Origin of the sequence: Methylobacterium currus (genome assembly GCF_003058325.1) — a bacterium.
Lineage (GTDB): Bacteria > Pseudomonadota > Alphaproteobacteria > Rhizobiales > Beijerinckiaceae > Methylobacterium > Methylobacterium currus.
Window position 1 is genome coordinate 3,850,920 of sequence record NZ_CP028843.1, and the last position, 17,930, is coordinate 3,868,849.

Below are 17,930 nucleotides of genomic sequence, written 5' to 3' on the forward strand. Positions count from 1 at the left end.
TACCGGGCAGAGGGTTTCAGCTTGGCTGTATACAAAAACTTCCTTCTCACAGAAGATTGCCGCTAAGCCACATCTTCGACATGCACGTCCTGCATGGAGGCAAGGGACGCTTCCAAGCGACAAATCAGGCCGGTTGGGGCGTAGGTGAGCTTGACCTCACCGTTGACCTCGGCGGTGAAGCTGCGCTCGATCAGGCGGGAGCCGAAGCCGCGCCGTGCGGGCTGACTCAGGATGGGCGGCCCGCCCTGCTCGGTCCAGGTCAAGCAAAACTTGGAGCCCCCGCTCTCGTGGACTACGTGCCAGCGCAGGTCCACGAAGCCATCCTCGTTCGAGAGTGCGCCATATTTCGCAGCGTTGGTGGCCAGCTCATGTATCGCCAGCGATAACGCAAGCGCGGGCTTGGCCGCTAGCAGCACGTTCGGACCACTGATCCGGATACGCGAGGCGCTGGTCTGTTGGTGAACACACAGGGCGCCTTCGATCACCTCAGCGATTGGAGCGGCTGTCCAGCTGGCCTGCGTGAGAATGTCGTGCGCCCGACCTAGCGAGATCAGGCGAGCGCCGAACGCCTCGCGGACCTCATCAAGGTCTGTGGCGCCACGTAGCGTCTGGCTGGCAATCGCCTGGACCATCGCCAGGGTGTTCTTGATCCGGTGCTGCAACTCGCCCGTGAGGAGGCGCTGGTGCTCTTCTGCCCGCTTACGCTCAGTGATGTCCAGCATCGCCCCGATCATGCGGGTTGCCTTCCCCTGCGCGTTACGGATGACGTAGCCGCGGTCGAGGATGTCGGCATAGGAGCCATCCGCACGCAGGAAGCGGTACTCGTTGCTCCAGGTGGTGCCAGTCCCATCGATGACGGCATGGATGGAGGCGTCAATACGCCCACGGTCGTCAGGATGGATGTGGCTGATCCACCAGTCGCCGGTCGGCTCGACCGCATCGGGCGTGTAGCCGTGAGCCACCCGCATCGCCTCGGTCCAGAGCACGTGGTTGCTGGCGAGGTTCCAGTCCCAGATCGCATCGTTGGTGGCTTGCCCCGCGAGGCGATAGCGTTCCTCGGTCTCGCGCAGAGTCTGCTCGGCGCGCCGACTTTGGGTGACATCGCGTGCGGTACCGATGAGGCGTACTGGTCGCCCGCCCTCAAACAGGGTTTGACCCTTTGCGGACACCCAACGCTCGGTGCCGTCCTCCGGGGTGATCGTGCGATAGGTGATGTCATAGATGCCGGCGCCGTCCGGATCGACGGCGGCGGCCACCGCCTTGTTTGCTCGATCGTGGTCGTCTGGGTGCACACGGGCCAGGTGGACGGTCAGGTCAACGTGGGCATTCGGCGCCAGGCCGTAGAAAGAGCGAATACGGTTGTCCCACTTGAGTTCGTCCGCGACGAGGTCGTAGTCGAACACGCCCGTCTCGGTCGCCTCGACGGCAAGGCGCAACTGCTCTTGCGCGGCGCGCAGCGCGCCTTCAGCCTCCTTTCGATCGTGGATGTCGAGAGCGATACCGATCCAGCTTTCCAGAATGCCAGCAGCGTCGCGTATGGGCCGTCCCCGCGCGAGGAACCAGCGGTACTGGCCATCACTGGCGCGACGTAACGGGATTTCGACCTCGTAGGAGCCCTCGGTCTCAACCGCGCGCCTCCAGATTCCAAGCACCCGGTCGCGGTGGTCGGGATGAATGGCGTTGGCCCACCCGTCGCCACGGGTGTCGCCAGGGGTCAGGCTGGTGTACTCGTACCAGACTGGATTGCAGTAGGTGATGTTGCCGGCGGCATCGCCGAACCAGACCACCTGCGGGCTGACCTCGACGAGCGAGCGGAAGCGCAGCTCACTGGCGTTGCGTTCGGCCGCCTCGTTGCGCTGCTGAGTGCGGTCGCGCAGGATTTTGAGAAAGCCCTGCACGGTGCCGTTCTCGGCTTTGAGCGGCATCAGCTCACCGTTGGCCCAGAACCGCTCGCCATTCTTGCGCAGGTGCCAGCGCTCGTCCGGGGCGCTGCCCTGGGTCAGGGCCAGATGCATTTCGGTTTCCGGGCGGCCGATGGACCGATCTTCAGGAGTGAAGATCAGGTGAGCTGGGTCACCCAACACCTCGACCTCACGCCAGCCCAGAATGCGCTCGGCCCCGCTATTCCACCGCGTGATCCGGCCGCCGTGATCCATGGCAATGATCGCATAGTCGGTCGCACTATCGAGGATGCGCTCGTGCAACATTCGCTGTGCGCGGTGCGTGCGGGCAGCGGCCCGCATCTCAAGTAGCGTGACCGTCTGACGGGCAAGGCTGCGCAGGCACTCTTGCTGCGCCTTCGTCAGGCCAACTGGGCGCGGTGCAGGATCCAGCACGCACAGGATGCCCCATAACCTACCATCAGCCGACTGCAGGCGCACGGCTGCGTAGAAGCGGGCCACTGCCCCGCTGGTAAGTCGCGGACGGCTTTGCAGCCCCGGATCTTTGTGCAGGTCAGGGACGATGAGCAGTTCATCCGCCGTTGCAGCATCGGCGGACACGTCAGGGTCCAACACGCTAACAGCATCAGGGGCACTGTAGGAGGCGTGCACCTGGAGACGCTCACCCGCCTGCAGGCAGATCAGGGCATGCGCGACCTGGCAGAGCTCGGCCGCCAGACGTACGACGTCGTTGAAGCTCTGCTTTGGGACACTGTCGAGGGGATCGTCGGACCAGGGCATGAGTTTGTCAGGCAGGCGTGCGAGCTTGGTTTCAGTGCAAGGGGATAACCTTTAGACGGCTTGAGACATCGGTGGGCCTTCCGCTGGGACAGGGCGGAGCGATACCAGGGTGCCTGAGGCATTATAGACGGCGCCCAGCACCGTCTCGAAATGCCGCTTGACCGCGCCGTGGCACTCGCAGGCCGCCGCTTCCATCAAAGGACGGCTCTCAATGATGATGCGCCCGCGGCGCACCTGGATCAGGCCCTGTTCCTGGAGTGTTCGCAGCGTGCGCGTGAGATAGGAGCGCTGCACCCCTAACAGCTCGGCCAACACCTCATGGGTGATCGGCAGGACCTCGCTGCCAAGCCGGTCTTGCAAACTCAGCAACCAGCGGGAGCAGCGAGCCTCGATCGTGTGGCTGGCATTGCAGGCCACAGACTGCAGCACTTGGGCGAGCAGGCAGTCGGAGTAGCGGGTCATCAGGTTTCGCAAGCCTGGAGAGGTCTGCTTGATCTGCTGGAGGACCGCAGCTTCCACACGCAACACAGAGCCGGGAACCTGCACCACCGCACGGCTGAACGCCGGCAGCAATCCTTGGCTGACCACACCGCCGATGGCGCCCTCATGGCCGACCGTAGCGGTCTCAACGGCTCGACCGTCCTGCAGCCCGATGACGAGGGCGGCCACACACGGTCCGAGCGGGAACGAGATGTGGCTGACATCCACGCCGGCCTCAAACAACACCTCGCCCCGCCGGTAGGGTTTGAGCTCCAGATGCGGCTCGAGCAGCGCGCGATCGGGCACGCGCAGGGCGCGGAGGAGTAGATTGCCACTGAGCGGGGTTTCAAGGGCAGACGGCATGGGGCAGTGGCGGCTTGCTTCTGTTTGTGTCGGGTCCCCTCTTTTACCGCAACGCTTGAACGGCTGTCTGTACACAAGTGCACAGATGCTCAGAAATTCGGCGCTTTTCATCGGCTTGGCCGGTGTGTGCCGCTCCGTAGAATAACTTATGCAACCAATGGCGCTGTAAGGGTTTCTAGGTCTACACGGTCCCGCCCTATCCATATCACGCAATCAGATGCCACGCTATTTTCTCGACTTCCAGGATGGTTCGCTGTGGCTGAAGGACGATGAAGGCCAGGAGTACGAGAACCTTCGCGAGGCGCGTGACGCTGCGATCGCGGCACTTCCTGATATCGGCAGGGAGGCGCCGCCGCAGGACGGCCACCGCGATTTCGTGGCCTTTGTACGCGACGAGCACGGGACACAGCTCTGCACGGTACGACTGAACCTTGACGCGGAGTGCAGTCCTGAGCACCAAAACTGAGCTGCGGACACTTTGGTCACGCCGTGCGGTTTAGCTATCCTCGACAGTAACCTGGTCCGTGACGCCGTCGGTCTTGCTACTGAGCCTCGGCACTTCATTGAGTGAGGAGGTGGCGGCCGCTCAACCGTAGAACCCTTAAGCCCTCATGCGCGCTAGGAGCTGATGGACCTGCTCCTGGGCCGCGGCGTCCCGCTTCCGCTCCTCGAACCCGTGCGCGAGCATCGGCAGGAGCCTGCTTGTCGCCTGCTCCATGGCCCTATCGAAGACACACGACCTCCTCACCCGCGACGACTGGAACGGCGCACCCTCGCGCGAGGTGGTGAGGAACAAGATCGGCGCCTACCGGACAGCGGGCGAGCGGTTCGTCGTCGGCGGCCCCGATGTCGAGTTGCCGCAGCGGCACGTGCTGGCCCCTGTGAATGGTGCTTCACGAACTCGCCATGAACGCGGCTAAGTAGGGGCGCTGTCGATACCGGCCGGCCAAGTCCAGGTCGAGTGGAAGGTCGTGCTCGGCGAGAGCGGCATGCGTCACCTCCGCCTCGAATGGGTTGAGGCAGGCGGTCCGCCAGTCATATTGTCGAAGCACCGGGGCTTCGGCACGCGCCTGATCTCGATGTGCATGAGGCGCGAGCTTGGCGGCGTGGCACACATCGAATTCGCTCCGGAAGGGCTTCGCTGCACCATCGAGGTGCCGATGAACGACACCGCCGGCATCATGGTCAGCCCGCACCTCGTCCAGTGCCGGGCAATCCCGGATCCCAGGGCGGCAGACTGACCGGGAGCTACGGACGTCGCGGGCAAAGGTCGGCGCTCGGGACCATCCTGCTTCGACCAAGGCCTGTCCTGCACCGCCGTTCGCATAACCCCGGAATGTGCTCGTTCGTCCAGTTGACTTTCTGGCAGACATTGTCGTCAACGGTTCCAGCCCTTAGGAACGGGGGCGAGCCCTACGCTCGCAGTCGTGCGGGCCAGCTTCAAGTGTCTCGCCCCGGCCTGAGCTCCACCACCTTGCTGAAGCCTTCCGGCGCGGTAGGCGGACCGTGGGCCGTGACGACGGTGCCGGTGCATCTGGCTTCGGGGATTCGGTCGCGGCAGCCAAGTGGATGGGCGCAGTTGATGTGGCACGATTGCAGGTGAATTGCGGACGTCGAGCGTGCCGGTTCGTCTAGCCGGTGGCTGCATCGGCGTTGGAGCGGGCATCGGTCTCCGGCCGGGCACCTCTGCGAGGCGCCACGAGCAGGACCAGCCTGTCACCCTGCTCCGGTGTCCCAAGCTCGTGCTCGGGCGACGGGAAGTCGAGGCGGCCGCCGGAGCGGATGACCAGCAGGCACGGGGTGGCCGCAACGTCCGCGGCATCGGTAGGTGCCACCGAGAAGCGCCATCCGGCGCCGTACCGCTCGGCCAAGGTCTCGAAGTCCAGGCCCCCGTCCGCGAGCACCTTGCCGCGGAGATCCCGGCTGACGCCGGTTTCGGCGTGCAGCAGGTGGTCGGCCGAGGGCGCGAGCTGGTAGACCCGCTCCCGCCCGAGCTCGGGGCCGAGCCGGGTGCAGACCATGGCGTTGTAGAGCTCGTCCCGGGTCGCCGCGAGCAGGTAGTCCGGCGGCTGGTCTGCCAAGCCCTCTTCCGCATGGCGCGAGAGGAGCTCGGCCTGTAACGTCGGCACGCCCGCCGACCGGGCCGCGCGCAGGGCACCGGGGTAGGTGTCGATCAGAAGGACCGGGACGCCGGCCTTGTGGAGCGTCACGGCGAGGTCGCTCGACCACGTCGAGGCCCCGACAATGGCAAGGCGTTCCGCGTCCGCCGCGACCGAGAGCCCTAGCCGCCGTGCCAGCGGCCCGAGCGAGAAGCCGTGGGCGAGCACGGTCGCGACGATGACGGCGAACACCGTCGGCTGGATGAGGTCGCCTCCCGCATAGCCCGCCTCGCTGAGCCTCGGGCCGGCCAGGCCGGCGACCGCGGCCGCCACGATGCCGCGCGGGCCGATCCAACCGGCGAACAGGCGCTCGCGCCAGGTCAGGTCGCTGCGCCAGGTGGCCAACCAGATCGCTGCCGGCCTCACCACGAACAGCGTTGCAGCCGTCAGGGCGAGCACCGGCAGGGAGAGTTTGCCCAGAACCGCAAGGTCGAGATCGGCGGTGAGGACGACGAAGAGGCAAGAGACCAGGAGGACGACGAGCGCCTCCTTGAAACGGCGCAGCTCCGCGATGCCGGGGACGTGCAGGTTCGCGAGCGCAATGCCGAAAACGGTAGCGCCGATCAGCCCGGCCTCGTGCATCAAGAGGTTCGGGACCGCGTAAGCTACAAGCGCCAGCGCCAGAAGCAGTGGTGTCTTCAGCGTCTCGGAGACGAGGTCGCGCCGGAACGCCCAGGCCACGAGAAAGGCCGAGCCGGCCCCGAGCACGGCAGCGGCCGCCGCCCCTTCCGCGAGGTGGAGCGCCAAGTCGGTCACGGCCTCCTCGCCCAAGCGGTGCGGCAGACCGACCAGGATCTCGATGACGATGGCGGTGAGGATGGCCCCTACGGGATCGTTGACGATGGCCTCCCACTTCAGGAACGAGGCCGAGCGGCGTTCCAGCCGAGCGTGGCGCAACAGGGGCAGGATGACTGTGGGGCCGGTCACGACCAGGATGGCTCCAACCACGGCTGAAGGCCCCCAGAGCATGCCGCCGATGAGGTGCGCGGCGAGCGTGCCCAGCACGAAGTTGATGGGCAGCGCGATGGCGGTGAGCCGCAGCACGCCCTCGCCGGCCGCCCGCAGCTCGCGGAAGTCGAGGGCAAGGCCACCCTCGAAAACCACGATGGCCACCGCCAGGCCAATCAGGGGGCGCAGGTTCGGCCCGAACGCCTGGGAGGGGTAGAGCAGCCCTAGCACCGGGCCAACGAGGAAGCCGAGCCCGAGCAGGAGGACGATGGCCGGAATGCGGAGCCGGGCGGCGAGGATCTGGGCGGCGACCCCGCCGGCGACGATGCAGAGGACCGCCGTCGCCACACCTTGTTCCATACGCAGCGCTCCTTGAGACCCTGCCGGCCAGACAGCCCCGGACAACGTCCCCGAGCGCCGAGGGTCCCCGCCAAGACTGTCTTTAAAACCTGCCTGAGGCCTCGCCTCCGTCGCGTGAGCAGGTTTGGCAGCGCCACTCCTCACCCACTACCCCGCCACTGTACTGACGCGTCTCGGCAACCTCGCCATTGCTACTGGTGATTTCGTCTGCCGCGCCGGTTCGGGCATCATGGGCGACGACGAGGAGACCGTAGAGATGCGCGCCCCATGGCAGGCTACGAGGCGCCGAACAGGTAACCGCCTGAAGCGGTGCACGGGTTGCGGTCACGGACGATCTTCCCGCCGGCCATTGCCGGTTAGGGGGTGAAGTCGCACCTTCGCCGCAGCAGCGCCGGATGGACGTGCCACAGGCCGACGAGGAGGCAGAGGGATGCGAGCCCCGCGACGGTCCCGGCTCGTTCCGACATGAGCACCTTGGCCACCACCACGACAAGGTCTGCCGAGACGCCGAGTGCCAGGCTTATGCTGGCGGCGAGGAGGAAGCGCGAGCCCAGCGTGTGAAACTCCGGAGTATCCTCGCCCGCGTAGACGATGCGGTGAAAGGCCGCCGGCGCCATCAGCCAGATCACCGTCAGCGCCAGGAAACCGAGCGCCACGAGGTGCACGACCTTCGCGGCGAAGGAGAGCGTCTCGAAAGCCTCCGAGAAGGTGATGATGAGTTGGAAGCCGAGCAGCGCCTGGGCGCCGTGTAGGACCACGCGGGCCTCGGTCAGCATCTGCTCGATCTTGGTTCCAAGCGACGTGTGCTCGTGCTCGGGCTCACAGGCGGTCATGGCGCGCTCCTGTTCACCGACGGTTCGTGCCTTGAGCGTCTCCATCCCGTACCAGAACAGGAGGGCGAGACCACAGAAGAGGAGGCCGACGATGGCGCCGGCGCCAAGTCCCAGTACCGGCTCCGCGGCCAGGAACAGGTCGGCCCCGAGCGACAGGGCGAAGGGCGCGAGCGCGAGACCGGCGTAGCGCCCTATCACGCCGAGCAGGCGCTTGGTGTCCCGGCCGCCCTCCACCATCCGGTGCTGGACCGAGGGCGTGATGAGTAGCGCGACGGTCAGGGTGACGAGGGCGAGCGCCGCAACCCATACGAGCAGGTCGTGAAACGGCAGACGTTCGAAAGCCGGGCGGAAGGCGCCTTGGAACTGGAAGCCGAGCAGTATCTGGGAGCCGAGGATGAGGATGCCCGTCTCTTCAAAACCGACCTTCACCTTCTTCGGTAAGGACATGTTCGACATCGTCCAACCAAATCGGGGGAGCGGCCATCGATTACGGCCGCATCAAGTTCCGTGGGGACGCGAATGTCCTCTACGACGTCCCACGGCTGACGGCGACGGGCTCGCCCAGGCGCACGATGGTCTCCATTCCCTGGGGGGTATGCTCAAGAAGGTCGTCGGCCGGCCGCCACGCTCCGGGCTCCCCGAAGATCGCCACGGCTGAGCCGCCGAACTTGAAAACCGATTTCTGCGCGCCTCGTTTGAACGGATGGTCGAGCGGATGACGCTGCACGATCCGCCCGACCGTGAGCGCCCCGAACTCGACAAAGCCGAGCCGGCCGAAATGCTCGGTCTCCAGGATGTTCACCTGGCGCTCGTTGCGGATGTAGATGTCCGGCTTGTTCTGCACGGCCGTCCACGACACGGTCCAGATGCTGCGCCCCAGGCGTTCGTGGTCCAGGGTCCGGCCGTCGTCCGGGTAGTGGACGTGGTGATAGTCAACCGGCGATAGCCGCATCAGCAGGACTGGGCCGCCGAGGAAGGGCTTGGCACGCTCAGCGTTGTCCAGAATGTCCGCGGCCGCGAGCGATTGCTCCTTCACCGGGAAGCGCTGGTCTGGCCCGAACCGCTTCCAACCGAAGTAGCGCGCCTCCGCCGGAGCGCCCCTTTGCCTCGGATCGGTCGGAAAACGGCGTTTGCGCGGCTTGAATTCGCGCACGAACCAGTCGGCATAGGAGCGGTAGCGGCGCTCCTCGAACTCGCTCATGTCGATGTGGTACTCGCGCACGAACGGCGCGATGTTGCGCCGCGTCCAGGGTGCGTCCTGGTAAAGGGCGTATAGCTTGTCGAAGATCGGGGTGGCGCGAAGCCACTGCCCCGGGGCACGCAGCGGCCTCGTCTCGTAGGTGGTCTGGTGATCGGACATAAACTCCTCGACCGCCTTGCCCTTGTCACGGTCCCACAGCTTCAGCGGCTTCGGATCGGCTGCCATCACGTCTCCACCTGCGGCTTGGCCTAACCGGCGGCCCGCGGCAGAAACCGCTTCCGGCCAGGAGCTTTCCTTCCGCCGAACGCCGACGCCGGTGGCCTCTCGCCACGCGTCCAAGGTCCCGCAACGAACCGTGGCCGTTGGTGGTTATCGAGACCCGACCGCGGACACGCACAATGACCCTCCTCGCCCTTCTCGTCGCCGGAAACCTCGCCATCGCTGGCACCCTTTCCCTCGTCGCGCTCGCGACTGATTGACTGGGCCGGGTCAATCCACGATGGCCACCTCGCGAGCCGCCTTGGCGCCCGGCCTGCTCTGGGCGATGTCCTTCGATGAGCACGGATGCGGCCGTCGACTTTCGGCTGAGGAGGCGCTCGCCGATCTCGCCGCCTTCGGCGGTGGCTTCCTCTGGCTGCACTTCGACCTGGATACGGCCGAGCTAGGACCGCTTGTTGATACCGGGCAGGTCGGGCCGCGGCCGCTCGCCGAGGCGGTGTACCGCCCCGACGAGCACCAGCGCGTCACCGTCGAGGACGGTTATGTCGGCGGCGTGGTGGCCGACCTCGCCCGGCCAGGTGCCAAGCCCGATACGGCCGGGCGCCTGCACTTCGTCATGGGCCCACGCACGCTGGTAAGCGGGCGCCGAGGCCCGACCGAGAGCCCGGACGCCACCCGCGAGATGGCCGAGAAAGGCCGGCGGATTCCCTCGCCGGTGCTGCTCCTGGAGACGATGGTCGGCTACGTGGTCGCCGCCATGGCGGCGACCGGCCAGCGGCTCTCGGACGAGGTTGACGGGATCGAGGACCGGGTCCTCGACGAACGGGTGCGCGACGACCGACGGCGCCTGGGCCCGATCCGCCGGAGCGCCGTGCGCCTGCACCGTCAACTGCTCGGCCTCGCGGCGGTGTTCCACCGGCTGGAGACCGACGACGCAACAGAACACCTGCAAGGGTCCGCGGTGGCCGTCGCGGCACGGCTCGCACAGCGGCTGGACGCCCTCGACCGGGACGTGACGGCCCTCGCCGAGCGCGCCCGGCTGCTGCAGGAGGAGGTTGGCGCCCGGGTGGCGGAAGAGAGCAACCGGCAGCTTTACGTGCTCTCGGTCCTTTCGGCACTGTTCCTGCCGCCGACCTTCATCACAGGCCTGTTCGGCATGAACGTGAAGGGCCTGCCCTTCGCCGAGGACCCCCGCGGGTTCCTGTTCGTACTCGGCCTGAGCCTCCTGTCGGCAGCGGCGACCTACGGCATCATCCACGCCCTCGGCATCCGGCCTCCACGCGGTTCCGACGCTCCGCGTGGGCAATGACATGATGTACTGGCGCCGCCCCTCCGCCCACGCACGGTCAGGCTTTCGCGTGGGCCGGGGCGACCTCACCGCCGAGCAGGCATCCGACGGGCCGGTTTCCCGCGAAGCCGATCCTGACACGGATCTCCGACAGCCGGCCCATGGCGCGACCTTGATGGACACGGATCACGCCGTCGTCGGGCGGAGCTGTCCCGTCGTGGAGCAAGCCGAAGGCCAGGGCCGCCGCGGCGATGCCGGTCGCGGCGTCTTCCGGGTAGCCGGACGAACGCGGGAACTGGCGCGCTTCGAACAGGCGCGCCGCCCTGTCAACGACCGCGTAAGGGTAGAGGCCAGTCGAGCCAACCCGCGTGCACACGGCCTCGACGGAGGCTGGATCGGGAGCCAGGCCGTTGAGGATCTCCGGGTCGCGCACCGGAACCAGCGTCTTCACGCGCGACGTGGCGGCATTATGCGCCGGCAGGTCGGCGAGCGCGTCTCGGTTGATGCGGAGAGCCGTGCAAACCTCGCCCAACCACGCCGGCGTGAGGGGCACCACGCGGCCGGGAGGCTGGGTGATTTCGACCTCCCAGGAGCCTGCGTCGCGCACCTTCACGTAGCCGGTCACGGTGCCGCTCGCGGTCGCGACCCGTACCGGGCCGCGTGGCAATCGTCCTTGGCGGGCGAGTACCCAGAGAGCGCCGACCGTGGCGTGGGCGCACATCTCCATCTCGTGGTTGGGTACGAAGAAGCGGAACCTGAAGTCGTGGGCGTCGTCCTCGGCAGGCAGCACGAAGCCGCTCTCATGCCCGTGCCGCCGCGCGACGTCCCGCATCTCGTCCGCATCCATGCCCGCGGCATCCGTCACAACGGGGCAGGGATTGCCGCCGCCGCCATCGTAGGTGAAGACGTCGACCACCTCGATCTCGGCCATGTCGCGAACCTCCGGGCGCTCGGGTTTCCGGACCGCGTGCGCATCTAGCGCACCACGTTCGAAAGGCATGCCCGGGATGCTCCGTCCGCCGCGGCAAACGCCAAGGCCGGTTGCCAATGCACCAGGCTCAAGCCCGTCCCAGTACGATCCGAAGCTGGTGCGCGAGTTGGTCGCGCTGGTAGGGCTTGCTGAGGAGGGGGAGGTCGGCGGGCACGCCCTGCTCGTCGAGCGCCGTGCCCGTGTAGCCGGAGGTCAGCAGCACCCGCAGCCCAGGCCGCAAACGCCGCGCCTCGACCGTGAGCTGCACGCCGTTCATGCCGCCTGGCATGATCACGTCCGAGAACAGGATGTCTATCCGCTCCGGGCCGCCCAGGCGCTCCAGGGCCTCGGAGGCACGGGTCGCGGTCAGGGTCCGGTAGCCGAGCTCGCCCAGGCTCTCCACCGCCATCTCCAACACCGCCGGCTCGTCCTCGACCACCAGTACCACTTCGCCAGAGGCGGCCCGGCGCAGCGGCAGCGGGTCGTCGGGTCGGGTTTCCACCGCCTTCTCGGCCGAGCGCGGCAGGTAGAGCTCGACGGAGGTGCCGCGACCCGCTTCGCTCTTGATCTGCGCGTGCCCGCCGGCCTGCCGCACGAAGCCGTAGACCTGGCTGAGGCCGAGGCCGGTGCCCTTGCCGACGTCCTTGGTCGTGAAGAACGGCTCGAACGCTCGTGTAAGCGTGGCGGCATCCATGCCGTGGCCGGTGTCCGAGACGGAGACGAGCACGTAGGCCCCGGGCCGACGCCCGAGGTTGTTAGCAGCCTGTAATCGTCGCCGTCCACGCTCTTCGGGAGGAGGTGGACATAGCGGGTCACCGCCACGGTCCCCGCAAGCGCCAGCATGCCGACCGGGCCGACGCGCGACGGCGGCACCGTCCTGTCGCGCCCGTCACCCTGCATGATAGCGTAGGGGATCGTGAAGAGCGGGGGGCCGAGATGCCAGAAGGTCCAGAGCCAGGTCGTCGTGTCCGGACCGCTGCCCAGGATGCGTCCCTGAGCGAGGACATTCGGGAACGACAGCATCTGCAGAAGCACGGCCAGCGTCACGTAGAGGCTGCCGGTCCCGAGCACGAGCAGCGACGCCAAGCGAGTGCGCCGATATTGGGTGGGGAGAAGGTAGGTGGTCAGGCCGTAGACCACGATGAGGGCCGATTGGTAGACCGACACGAAGCCGGGCATCGGCGGCATGGGCCGGCTCGCGACCGGGAGGAGCACGAGCGTGACCGCGCCGAAGCCGAAGCTGACGAGGCCGGCGAGCAAGCGTTGCCTCCTGCCGGGCCGGGCGGTGGCGAGGGTTGCGAGCGTGATACCCGCTGCGGGCATGCCCATTGTGTGCTCCGTGCCGAAGCGCGATGGCTGACCGTGCCGGCAAGTCGCTCGCGAAGATGAGGATTACCATGGCGTCGGTCGAGCCGCCATTCGCCCGCCAGTGCGGTCGGAACGACGCAGGGATGCTCGTGCAGCCGCAGGAGTATGTCGGAATACTGCCTTAGGCCGCGTCCTCGTCGTCGGGCATACACTTGGGGAGCCAGGGTCCGTTCACGGCGAACCGGTCTTCGTCAAGCTCCTTGAACGGGCGCCCCTCGACGATGCGCTGGCGCAACTTCTGCCGTAGCCTCCCGGCCCAAATCGTCTTCCCCGGTGCGGCCTTGCCGTACCGCGCGGTGGCCCCCATCCAGCCGTCCGGCAGCTTGGCCATGATGTTCCTGACGGTGAGCGGGCCGTTCGCCGAAAGAGTGTCGTGAACGGTGGCCATGAAGAGCAGCCAGAACTTGCGGGGGGTCAGCCGCGGCGTGACCGGGTCGTCCGGTGCCATCTTACTGGGCGATGGTCTCGATGCCTGCCGCTGCGGCGTCACGGGTTCCATGAGCACGAAGCGACCCTCACCTCGGCGACGCCCTCCCCTGCCTCGGCCCGCTGTAGCAGGTGGTAGCGCAGCCAGGCGGGCGTGAGCGGCATCCCGATCCGCGCTCTCCTGTCCTTCAGCGCCGCGGGGAGCGGCCCGTGCAGGGCGTGCACGGCCAGGAGCCCTGCCGGCACATCTCCGCCTCGACCGCCTGCCGCACCTCGTCCCAGAAGGCATCGGCCGTGCGGGCAAGGGATTGGCCCATGAGGATGCCGATGAATGCGGCCTCCGTGCTTGGCGGATCGAGCGGCGCCGGTGCGGGCACGGGTTCCGGGTTGCTCACCGGCGCGCCGGCCCTGAGGCGGTCGACCTCGGCCTGGAGCGCCGCGACACGCGCCTCCAGCAGGTCGGCATGCGCCAGCGCCTCGTCGCGGATCCGCTCGTTCGCCTCGCGCTCCCTGGCAGCCAGGTCGGCCTCAGCGAGGCGCTCCCGGGCCATCTCGATGCGCGCCCGCTCAAGCACCTGCGCGGCGAACCGCGCCAGCACCCCCTGCAGCGCCAGGGGCAGGCCGGCCTCCTCGACCACCGGCTGGTAGTCGCGCCTCGCCTTCCACCGGGAGAGCGACGGGCCGATGCCCTCGTGCGAGCCGCCGCCTAGTTCCTTGCGCACGGTCCGGACCGAGACGCGCTCCTTGGCGCCGCCCTTGGGCTTGCCGCGCGCCCTTATCCGGTCGGCCACCGCCTAGACCCCGTTCTCCGTCACCATACCGCCGCCCTCGCCCGACGCGACGATCATGCGGCGTGGGCGTTAAGAATCGGTCGCCGCGGAACCGGCGTTCCACCTCGTCGGGTCGTTCCGGGAGGAACGGGTCACGCGTGCCGGTACCCGTTACGCGCTTTCCCGCGAGTCGCGCCGGCGCCCGACCGGACGACTCAGGTGGATCCCCTGTACTCCGCCCGAGTTCACGGATCGGCGGTCGCCGGTTGCCGGCACCGCACCGGAGTGCCCGCACTTGCCCCAGACCGCCCCGCCGCTGAGCCGCCTGCCGACCTTCTCCGACGACTGCCACGTGCACGTCGTCGTCGAGACGCCCAAGGGCAGCCCGAACAAGTACGCCTTCTCGGACGCTCTCGGCGCCTTCCAGTTCAAGATGGTCCTGCCCGAGGGCACGAGCTTCCCGTACGACTTCGGCATGATCCCCTCGACGAAGGGCGCCGACGGCGACCCGCTCGACGTCCTGCTCCTCCTCGACGCGCCGGCTTTCCCGGGCTGCGTGCTGGAGGCGCGGCTGGTCGGCGTCATCGAGGCGGAGCAGCGCGAGCGCGACGGGACCTGGGAGCGCAACGACCGGCTGGTCGGGGTGGCGGTGAAGGCCCGCACCCACGCTCACATCCACGCGCTCGACGACCTGCGCCCGGGCATGCTGGACGAGGTCGAGGCATTCTTCGGCCACTACAATCAGCTTGCCGGCAAGGACTTCAAGGTGCTCCGGCGCGGCGACGCCGAGGCCGCGCTCGCGCTCGTCCGGCATGGCACCGAGGCGTTCGGACGCGCGTGCGGCTGAACGGCGTCGCGTTCCTTGTGGATAACCGGCGGGCGGCCGGCGACCTGGGCGGTGGTCCGAGGCCGACCTGGGCGGCCTGCGTGCTGGTCAAGGCCGCGACGCCCCGGGCGGCGCTCCCCGCTCTCGGACGGGCCGCCGGGCCACGCGGCGGGGCCAGGTCCCCATACGCCCCGTCCAGGTCGGTCGCCTGGGCGCCCGGCTTCGCAACCATGCCGCCCAGGTCGTTGTCCGGACAGGGTTTTCTTCCGCTACCGGGTTCCCTTTCGCCCTTCGGTATGGCTCCCTTGGAGGGCTGGCGAGGAGGCGGGACATGTGGAACGAGAAACGGGCCATCGACCTGGAGACCCAGATCGCGGCGGAGTACGCCTCGCTCTTGGATCACATCGAGGGAAGGCTGGTCCCGCTCCTGGTTCGGCGCGCCTCGCTCAAGGCGGCCTTACCGGCCGCCGCCTCGGTCTCAGACGCCCCGCGCTCAACCGTCGTGCCTTCGCCGAGGACCGGCCGTCCGAAGCCGTGTCCGCCCCGCGTCGGCAGGCTCCCCGGATGAGGGCCCACACGGCGCAGTTGATCGTCGACGCCCTTTGGGAGGCGCCTTGCCACCGGCTGCCCGACGCCGCCCTCAACCGCCTCGTCGTGGATGCCGGGTACACCCGGGACGCCGCCGAGAGGGTCAAGACCCGCCTGAGGAAGCTCGGCGTCCTGATCAAGGACGCCCGCATCGGCTTCTGGTCGCTCGCCCCGTACGTCCTCGAACCGGGGGCGGCGGTCCCGGCCACGGGCGGCCGGGGCGGCGACGCGCTGGAAGCCGAGGCCGGCCTCGCCATCGTGGAGGCGCTGACCGCCGCCGGCGCGGCCGGGCTGACGGGGGACGACCTCCTCATGGAGGCGGCGCGCTGGGGCATCCCGCCGACGCGGACCGTCCTGGTGCAGAGCCGCCTCCGGACGGAACGGCTCATCGAGTGCGGCCGCGGCCTGGGCGCCCGCTGGCGGATTGCGGGTGCCGGGCCGTGGACTGAGGGCGACCGGCCGTCGGCGTTCCGCTGACGGCTTCGCAGCCCCTGGCCCGGCAGGACACAGGGCACCCGGGCGAGGGAGCTGAGGCCGCTTCCCCGACGCGCCCTTCATACCCGGGTCGGTATAGCCAAGCGTTCATGCCGACCCGGCCCCAGGATGTGGCTTTCGACGTTCCTCCGCACCCTCAGGTGCCTAGAAGATTAGGATGACACCCGTGCGAGGGAGCCGGGGAACACGCACGGGCGGGTCCCCCAGAGCGGGCGTCAGGCTCAGTCGAGTTCGAGCAGAGATCTGACTCCCTGCCGAACGTGACGGGCTCCCTCGCGGAAGCCGCTGTTTCGACCGGTCTCCCAGGCAGCTATAGCGATCTTCACTTCGCGGCACGTTGCACCATCTTCGAGCGTTAAGATCGGGGACTTGGCGTCGGTGAGCGCCTCGGACCAGATCTGGATTCTGACGCCCGTGAGACCCCAACCGGCGACCCGGATCTCGTACCCCGGGAACGAACCCAAGCTTTCGAGAACCGCGCTCTTACGATGGATGCTTTGCATCTTGCGAAGGCAGTTTAGCTGGTCGTCAGCTACAATTGAAGGGTCGCACCCGGCTGGGTTCTCTACGCCTTCGACGAACCTGCGGGCTGCGCGGACGGCCACTTCGGCCGCAGTCACCCTATGGCTCCCGCTCCGCTCGCGCGGGGCGGGAGCCGCGGCGACGTGCGGCGCAAGAGCGGCGGCGATCGCTTCGTTGCCATGGCCGATTAACGCATCGAGATCCAGCGCCAGAATCGCTGCAACCGCGAGGTTTTCCGGGTCGTTCAAATCGGCCTGAGCGGTGGTGGGTATCGTCACGGTGGGCGGCTCCGGTTCGGGGTGGGTGGGACGCTCGATCGACGTTCGACTGAGGCCCGTTCGAGGCCGGTGGTGAGCCGCAGTTTGCGGCGCCGGCCCCGAGGCGGGGTTCAGGCGGCGGCGATCGAGGAGGCCTTGATCGAGGCTGAGACGGCGGCCTGGAAGGCAGCCACGAGCGCATCGACGGCGTCACGGTTCCTCGAAGGGCGGTCTACCGTCGCCTTAGCCTCCCCGTCCTGCCAAAGCGTGTACCGGGCAGGTAGGACGCCATGGCGCGCATCCTCCATAAAGACGTAGTAGGCTTCACTGACGTAGCGTTAGCCGAGCTTAATACCCAGTCGGTGCAATTCGACGCGTGGTATCTCGTTGCCTTCGACTTCGTCCCACCAGTCTCCCCACACTTGGTGTGCGGTGACGAGGTAGAGATCGCCGCGAACCGTGCGGGCCTCCTGCTCAACGCGCCAAGCCTCGACGCCGTCTTGTCGAGGAAGGGGATCCGCAGATCGCGGGCGATCCAGCACGCTTTGTCCTCGGGCTGCACGGCGTCGACTGACCTATGCAGGGCGCCGCCGTAGCTGCCTGTCCAGGATCCGAACACCTGGCGAGCGCTACCGTCCGCGCTCCACGCGCGCACGTAGCTGCCGGGCATGCCGTTGATGTATGTTATGCCTTCGCGGACCACCACGCTGTAGTCCTTGGTGAAGGCATTGAACAGCGTCGGGCTCGTGCGCTTGACGGTGATGATTTCATCCATGATGGCGATCTCCGATGACGGTGCCCGAGTGAGGCGGGGGGGGTCTACCTGACGAGCCGTCCCGCGGGGGCGGCTCGTCAGGTAGACCGGGGCGATCCCCGGCCCCTGGTCCCCTAGAGGTCGTTAAGCGCGGTGACGTGCCGTCGGTAGGCGGCTAGGTCGAAAAATCAGGATGCGTCGGCCATCCGCTCGGTGGCGGAGAGCGCCTCGGTTGGATCCTCGCAATTGAAGGCGCGGCCAGTGCCCGGTGTGGTCGCGGCAATCAGTCAGATAGTCTCTCGCGGTCAAACGCCGACCGCGTTGCAAGACGGATCAAGTACTACCTTTGATTGGCCTTAAATCAATCGGTTATGCCGCTGTCGATAGCAAGCGTCTGTGCTAAATAGACAAAATACTTTGCA

16 protein-coding genes and 2 pseudogenes are annotated in these 17,930 nt (G+C 67.7%); 6 read left to right on the top strand and 12 right to left on the bottom strand.

Annotated elements, in window-relative coordinates; translation table 11 throughout:
• Positions 1–62: 62 nt before the first annotated feature.
• Positions 63–2,681, bottom strand: coding sequence for a PAS domain S-box protein (locus tag DA075_RS17990; protein WP_099954377.1), 2,619 nt, complete (start codon positions 2,679–2,681; stop codon positions 63–65).
• Between the two features lie 51 nt (positions 2,682–2,732).
• Complete coding sequence (locus tag DA075_RS17995) at positions 2,733–3,524, bottom strand: Crp/Fnr family transcriptional regulator (protein ID WP_099954378.1); 792 nt, start codon at positions 3,522–3,524, stop codon at positions 2,733–2,735.
• Between the two features lie 217 nt (positions 3,525–3,741).
• On the opposite strand from DA075_RS17995, the gene DA075_RS18000 reads away from it, so the two are divergent.
• The 3 genes from DA075_RS18000 (at position 3,742) to DA075_RS18010 (ending at position 4,765) form a co-directional block, all read left to right on the top strand.
• Positions 3,742–3,990 (top strand): DUF6894 family protein, encoded by a 249-nt coding sequence (locus DA075_RS18000; protein ID WP_099954379.1) that lies wholly within the window; start codon positions 3,742–3,744, stop codon positions 3,988–3,990.
• 250 nt (positions 3,991–4,240) lie between these two features.
• The gene (locus DA075_RS38545; protein ID WP_099954380.1) at positions 4,241–4,444 is read left to right on the top strand and encodes an HWE histidine kinase domain-containing protein; all 204 of its coding nucleotides are present in this window, start codon (positions 4,241–4,243) and stop codon (positions 4,442–4,444) included.
• 69 nt (positions 4,445–4,513) lie between these two features.
• Positions 4,514–4,765 carry a hypothetical protein gene (locus tag DA075_RS18010; RefSeq protein WP_123834332.1) on the top strand — a complete coding sequence of 84 codons (252 nt, stop codon included), beginning with the start codon at positions 4,514–4,516 and terminating at the stop codon, positions 4,763–4,765.
• 390 nt (positions 4,766–5,155) lie between these two features.
• On the opposite strand, the gene DA075_RS18015 is transcribed toward DA075_RS18010, so the two are convergent.
• The 3 genes from DA075_RS18015 to DA075_RS18025 all read right to left on the bottom strand — a co-directional run bounded on the left by DA075_RS18015 (position 5,156) and on the right by DA075_RS18025 (position 9,250).
• Complete coding sequence (locus DA075_RS18015) at positions 5,156–6,991, bottom strand: cation:proton antiporter (RefSeq protein ID WP_099954382.1); 1,836 nt, start codon at positions 6,989–6,991, stop codon at positions 5,156–5,158.
• Between the two features lie 356 nt (positions 6,992–7,347).
• On the bottom strand, positions 7,348–8,280 hold the full coding sequence (locus DA075_RS18020; protein ID WP_236012597.1) for a DUF6328 family protein: 933 nt from the start codon (positions 8,278–8,280) through the stop codon (positions 7,348–7,350).
• Positions 8,281–8,350: 70 nt separating this feature from the next.
• Positions 8,351–9,250: a phosphatidylserine decarboxylase gene (locus DA075_RS18025; RefSeq protein ID WP_099954384.1), complete on the bottom strand. Its 900-nt coding sequence runs from the start codon at positions 9,248–9,250 to the stop codon at positions 8,351–8,353.
• A 274-nt stretch (positions 9,251–9,524) separates the two neighbouring features.
• Between DA075_RS18025 and DA075_RS18030 the strand changes: the two genes are divergently transcribed.
• Complete coding sequence (locus DA075_RS18030; protein WP_236012598.1) at positions 9,525–10,553, top strand: CorA family divalent cation transporter; 1,029 nt, start codon at positions 9,525–9,527, stop codon at positions 10,551–10,553.
• 37 nt (positions 10,554–10,590) lie between these two features.
• On the opposite strand, the gene DA075_RS18035 is transcribed toward DA075_RS18030, so the two are convergent.
• The 5 genes and pseudogenes from DA075_RS18035 to DA075_RS18050 form a co-directional block, all read right to left on the bottom strand.
• Positions 10,591–11,463 (bottom strand): PhzF family phenazine biosynthesis protein, encoded by an 873-nt coding sequence (locus tag DA075_RS18035; RefSeq protein ID WP_099954385.1) that lies wholly within the window; start codon positions 11,461–11,463, stop codon positions 10,591–10,593.
• 127 nt (positions 11,464–11,590) lie between these two features.
• A pseudogene (locus DA075_RS38165) lies at positions 11,591–12,265 on the bottom strand (ATP-binding protein); the annotation flags it as partial.
• A 161-nt stretch (positions 12,266–12,426) separates the two neighbouring features.
• Positions 12,427–12,831: pseudogene (locus DA075_RS38400) on the bottom strand (MASE4 domain-containing protein); the annotation flags it as partial.
• 160 nt (positions 12,832–12,991) lie between these two features.
• The gene (locus tag DA075_RS18045) at positions 12,992–13,318 is read right to left on the bottom strand and encodes a hypothetical protein (RefSeq protein ID WP_099954386.1); all 327 of its coding nucleotides are present in this window, start codon (positions 13,316–13,318) and stop codon (positions 12,992–12,994) included.
• 166 nt (positions 13,319–13,484) lie between these two features.
• Positions 13,485–14,087, bottom strand: a complete 603-nt coding sequence (locus DA075_RS18050; protein ID WP_099954387.1) for a DNA-binding protein — start codon at positions 14,085–14,087, stop codon at positions 13,485–13,487.
• A gap of 274 nt (positions 14,088–14,361) precedes the next feature.
• On the opposite strand from DA075_RS18050, the gene DA075_RS18055 reads away from it, so the two are divergent.
• Complete coding sequence (locus tag DA075_RS18055; protein ID WP_099954388.1) at positions 14,362–14,913, top strand: inorganic diphosphatase; 552 nt, start codon at positions 14,362–14,364, stop codon at positions 14,911–14,913.
• A 543-nt stretch (positions 14,914–15,456) separates the two neighbouring features.
• Positions 15,457–15,957 (top strand): hypothetical protein, encoded by a 501-nt coding sequence (locus tag DA075_RS18065; RefSeq protein ID WP_099954390.1) that lies wholly within the window; start codon positions 15,457–15,459, stop codon positions 15,955–15,957.
• A 239-nt stretch (positions 15,958–16,196) separates the two neighbouring features.
• On the opposite strand, the gene DA075_RS18070 is transcribed toward DA075_RS18065, so the two are convergent.
• On the bottom strand, positions 16,197–16,775 hold the full coding sequence (locus DA075_RS18070; protein WP_099954391.1) for a hypothetical protein: 579 nt from the start codon (positions 16,773–16,775) through the stop codon (positions 16,197–16,199).
• A gap of 211 nt (positions 16,776–16,986) precedes the next feature.
• Positions 16,987–17,529, bottom strand: coding sequence for a hypothetical protein (locus DA075_RS18075; protein ID WP_099954392.1), 543 nt, complete (start codon positions 17,527–17,529; stop codon positions 16,987–16,989).
• Between the last annotated feature and the right edge of the window lie 401 nt (positions 17,530–17,930).

What these genes read in the sequence shown, in the direction of transcription:
- DA075_RS17990 (WP_099954377.1), bottom strand. Translation starts at nt 2,681, where the DNA reads ATGCCCTGGTCCGACGATCCCCTCGACAGTGTCCCAAAGCAGAGCTTC.
- DA075_RS17995 (WP_099954378.1), bottom strand. Translation starts at nt 3,524, where the DNA reads ATGCCGTCTGCCCTTGAAACCCCGCTCAGTGGCAATCTACTCCTCCGC.
- DA075_RS18000 (WP_099954379.1), top strand. Translation starts at nt 3,742, where the DNA reads ATGCCACGCTATTTTCTCGACTTCCAGGATGGTTCGCTGTGGCTGAAG.
- DA075_RS38545 (WP_099954380.1), top strand. Translation starts at nt 4,241, where the DNA reads ATGGCCCTATCGAAGACACACGACCTCCTCACCCGCGACGACTGGAAC.
- DA075_RS18010 (WP_123834332.1), top strand. Translation starts at nt 4,514, where the DNA reads ATGCGTCACCTCCGCCTCGAATGGGTTGAGGCAGGCGGTCCGCCAGTC.
- DA075_RS18015 (WP_099954382.1), bottom strand. Translation starts at nt 6,991, where the DNA reads ATGGAACAAGGTGTGGCGACGGCGGTCCTCTGCATCGTCGCCGGCGGG.
- DA075_RS18020 (WP_236012597.1), bottom strand. Translation starts at nt 8,280, where the DNA reads ATGTCGAACATGTCCTTACCGAAGAAGGTGAAGGTCGGTTTTGAAGAG.
- DA075_RS18025 (WP_099954384.1), bottom strand. Translation starts at nt 9,250, where the DNA reads ATGGCAGCCGATCCGAAGCCGCTGAAGCTGTGGGACCGTGACAAGGGC.
- DA075_RS18030 (WP_236012598.1), top strand. Translation starts at nt 9,525, where the DNA reads ATGGCCACCTCGCGAGCCGCCTTGGCGCCCGGCCTGCTCTGGGCGATG.
- DA075_RS18035 (WP_099954385.1), bottom strand. Translation starts at nt 11,463, where the DNA reads ATGGCCGAGATCGAGGTGGTCGACGTCTTCACCTACGATGGCGGCGGC.
- DA075_RS18045 (WP_099954386.1), bottom strand. Translation starts at nt 13,318, where the DNA reads ATGGCACCGGACGACCCGGTCACGCCGCGGCTGACCCCCCGCAAGTTC.
- DA075_RS18065 (WP_099954390.1), top strand. Translation starts at nt 15,457, where the DNA reads ATGAGGGCCCACACGGCGCAGTTGATCGTCGACGCCCTTTGGGAGGCG.
- DA075_RS18075 (WP_099954392.1), bottom strand. Translation starts at nt 17,529, where the DNA reads ATGGATGAAATCATCACCGTCAAGCGCACGAGCCCGACGCTGTTCAAT.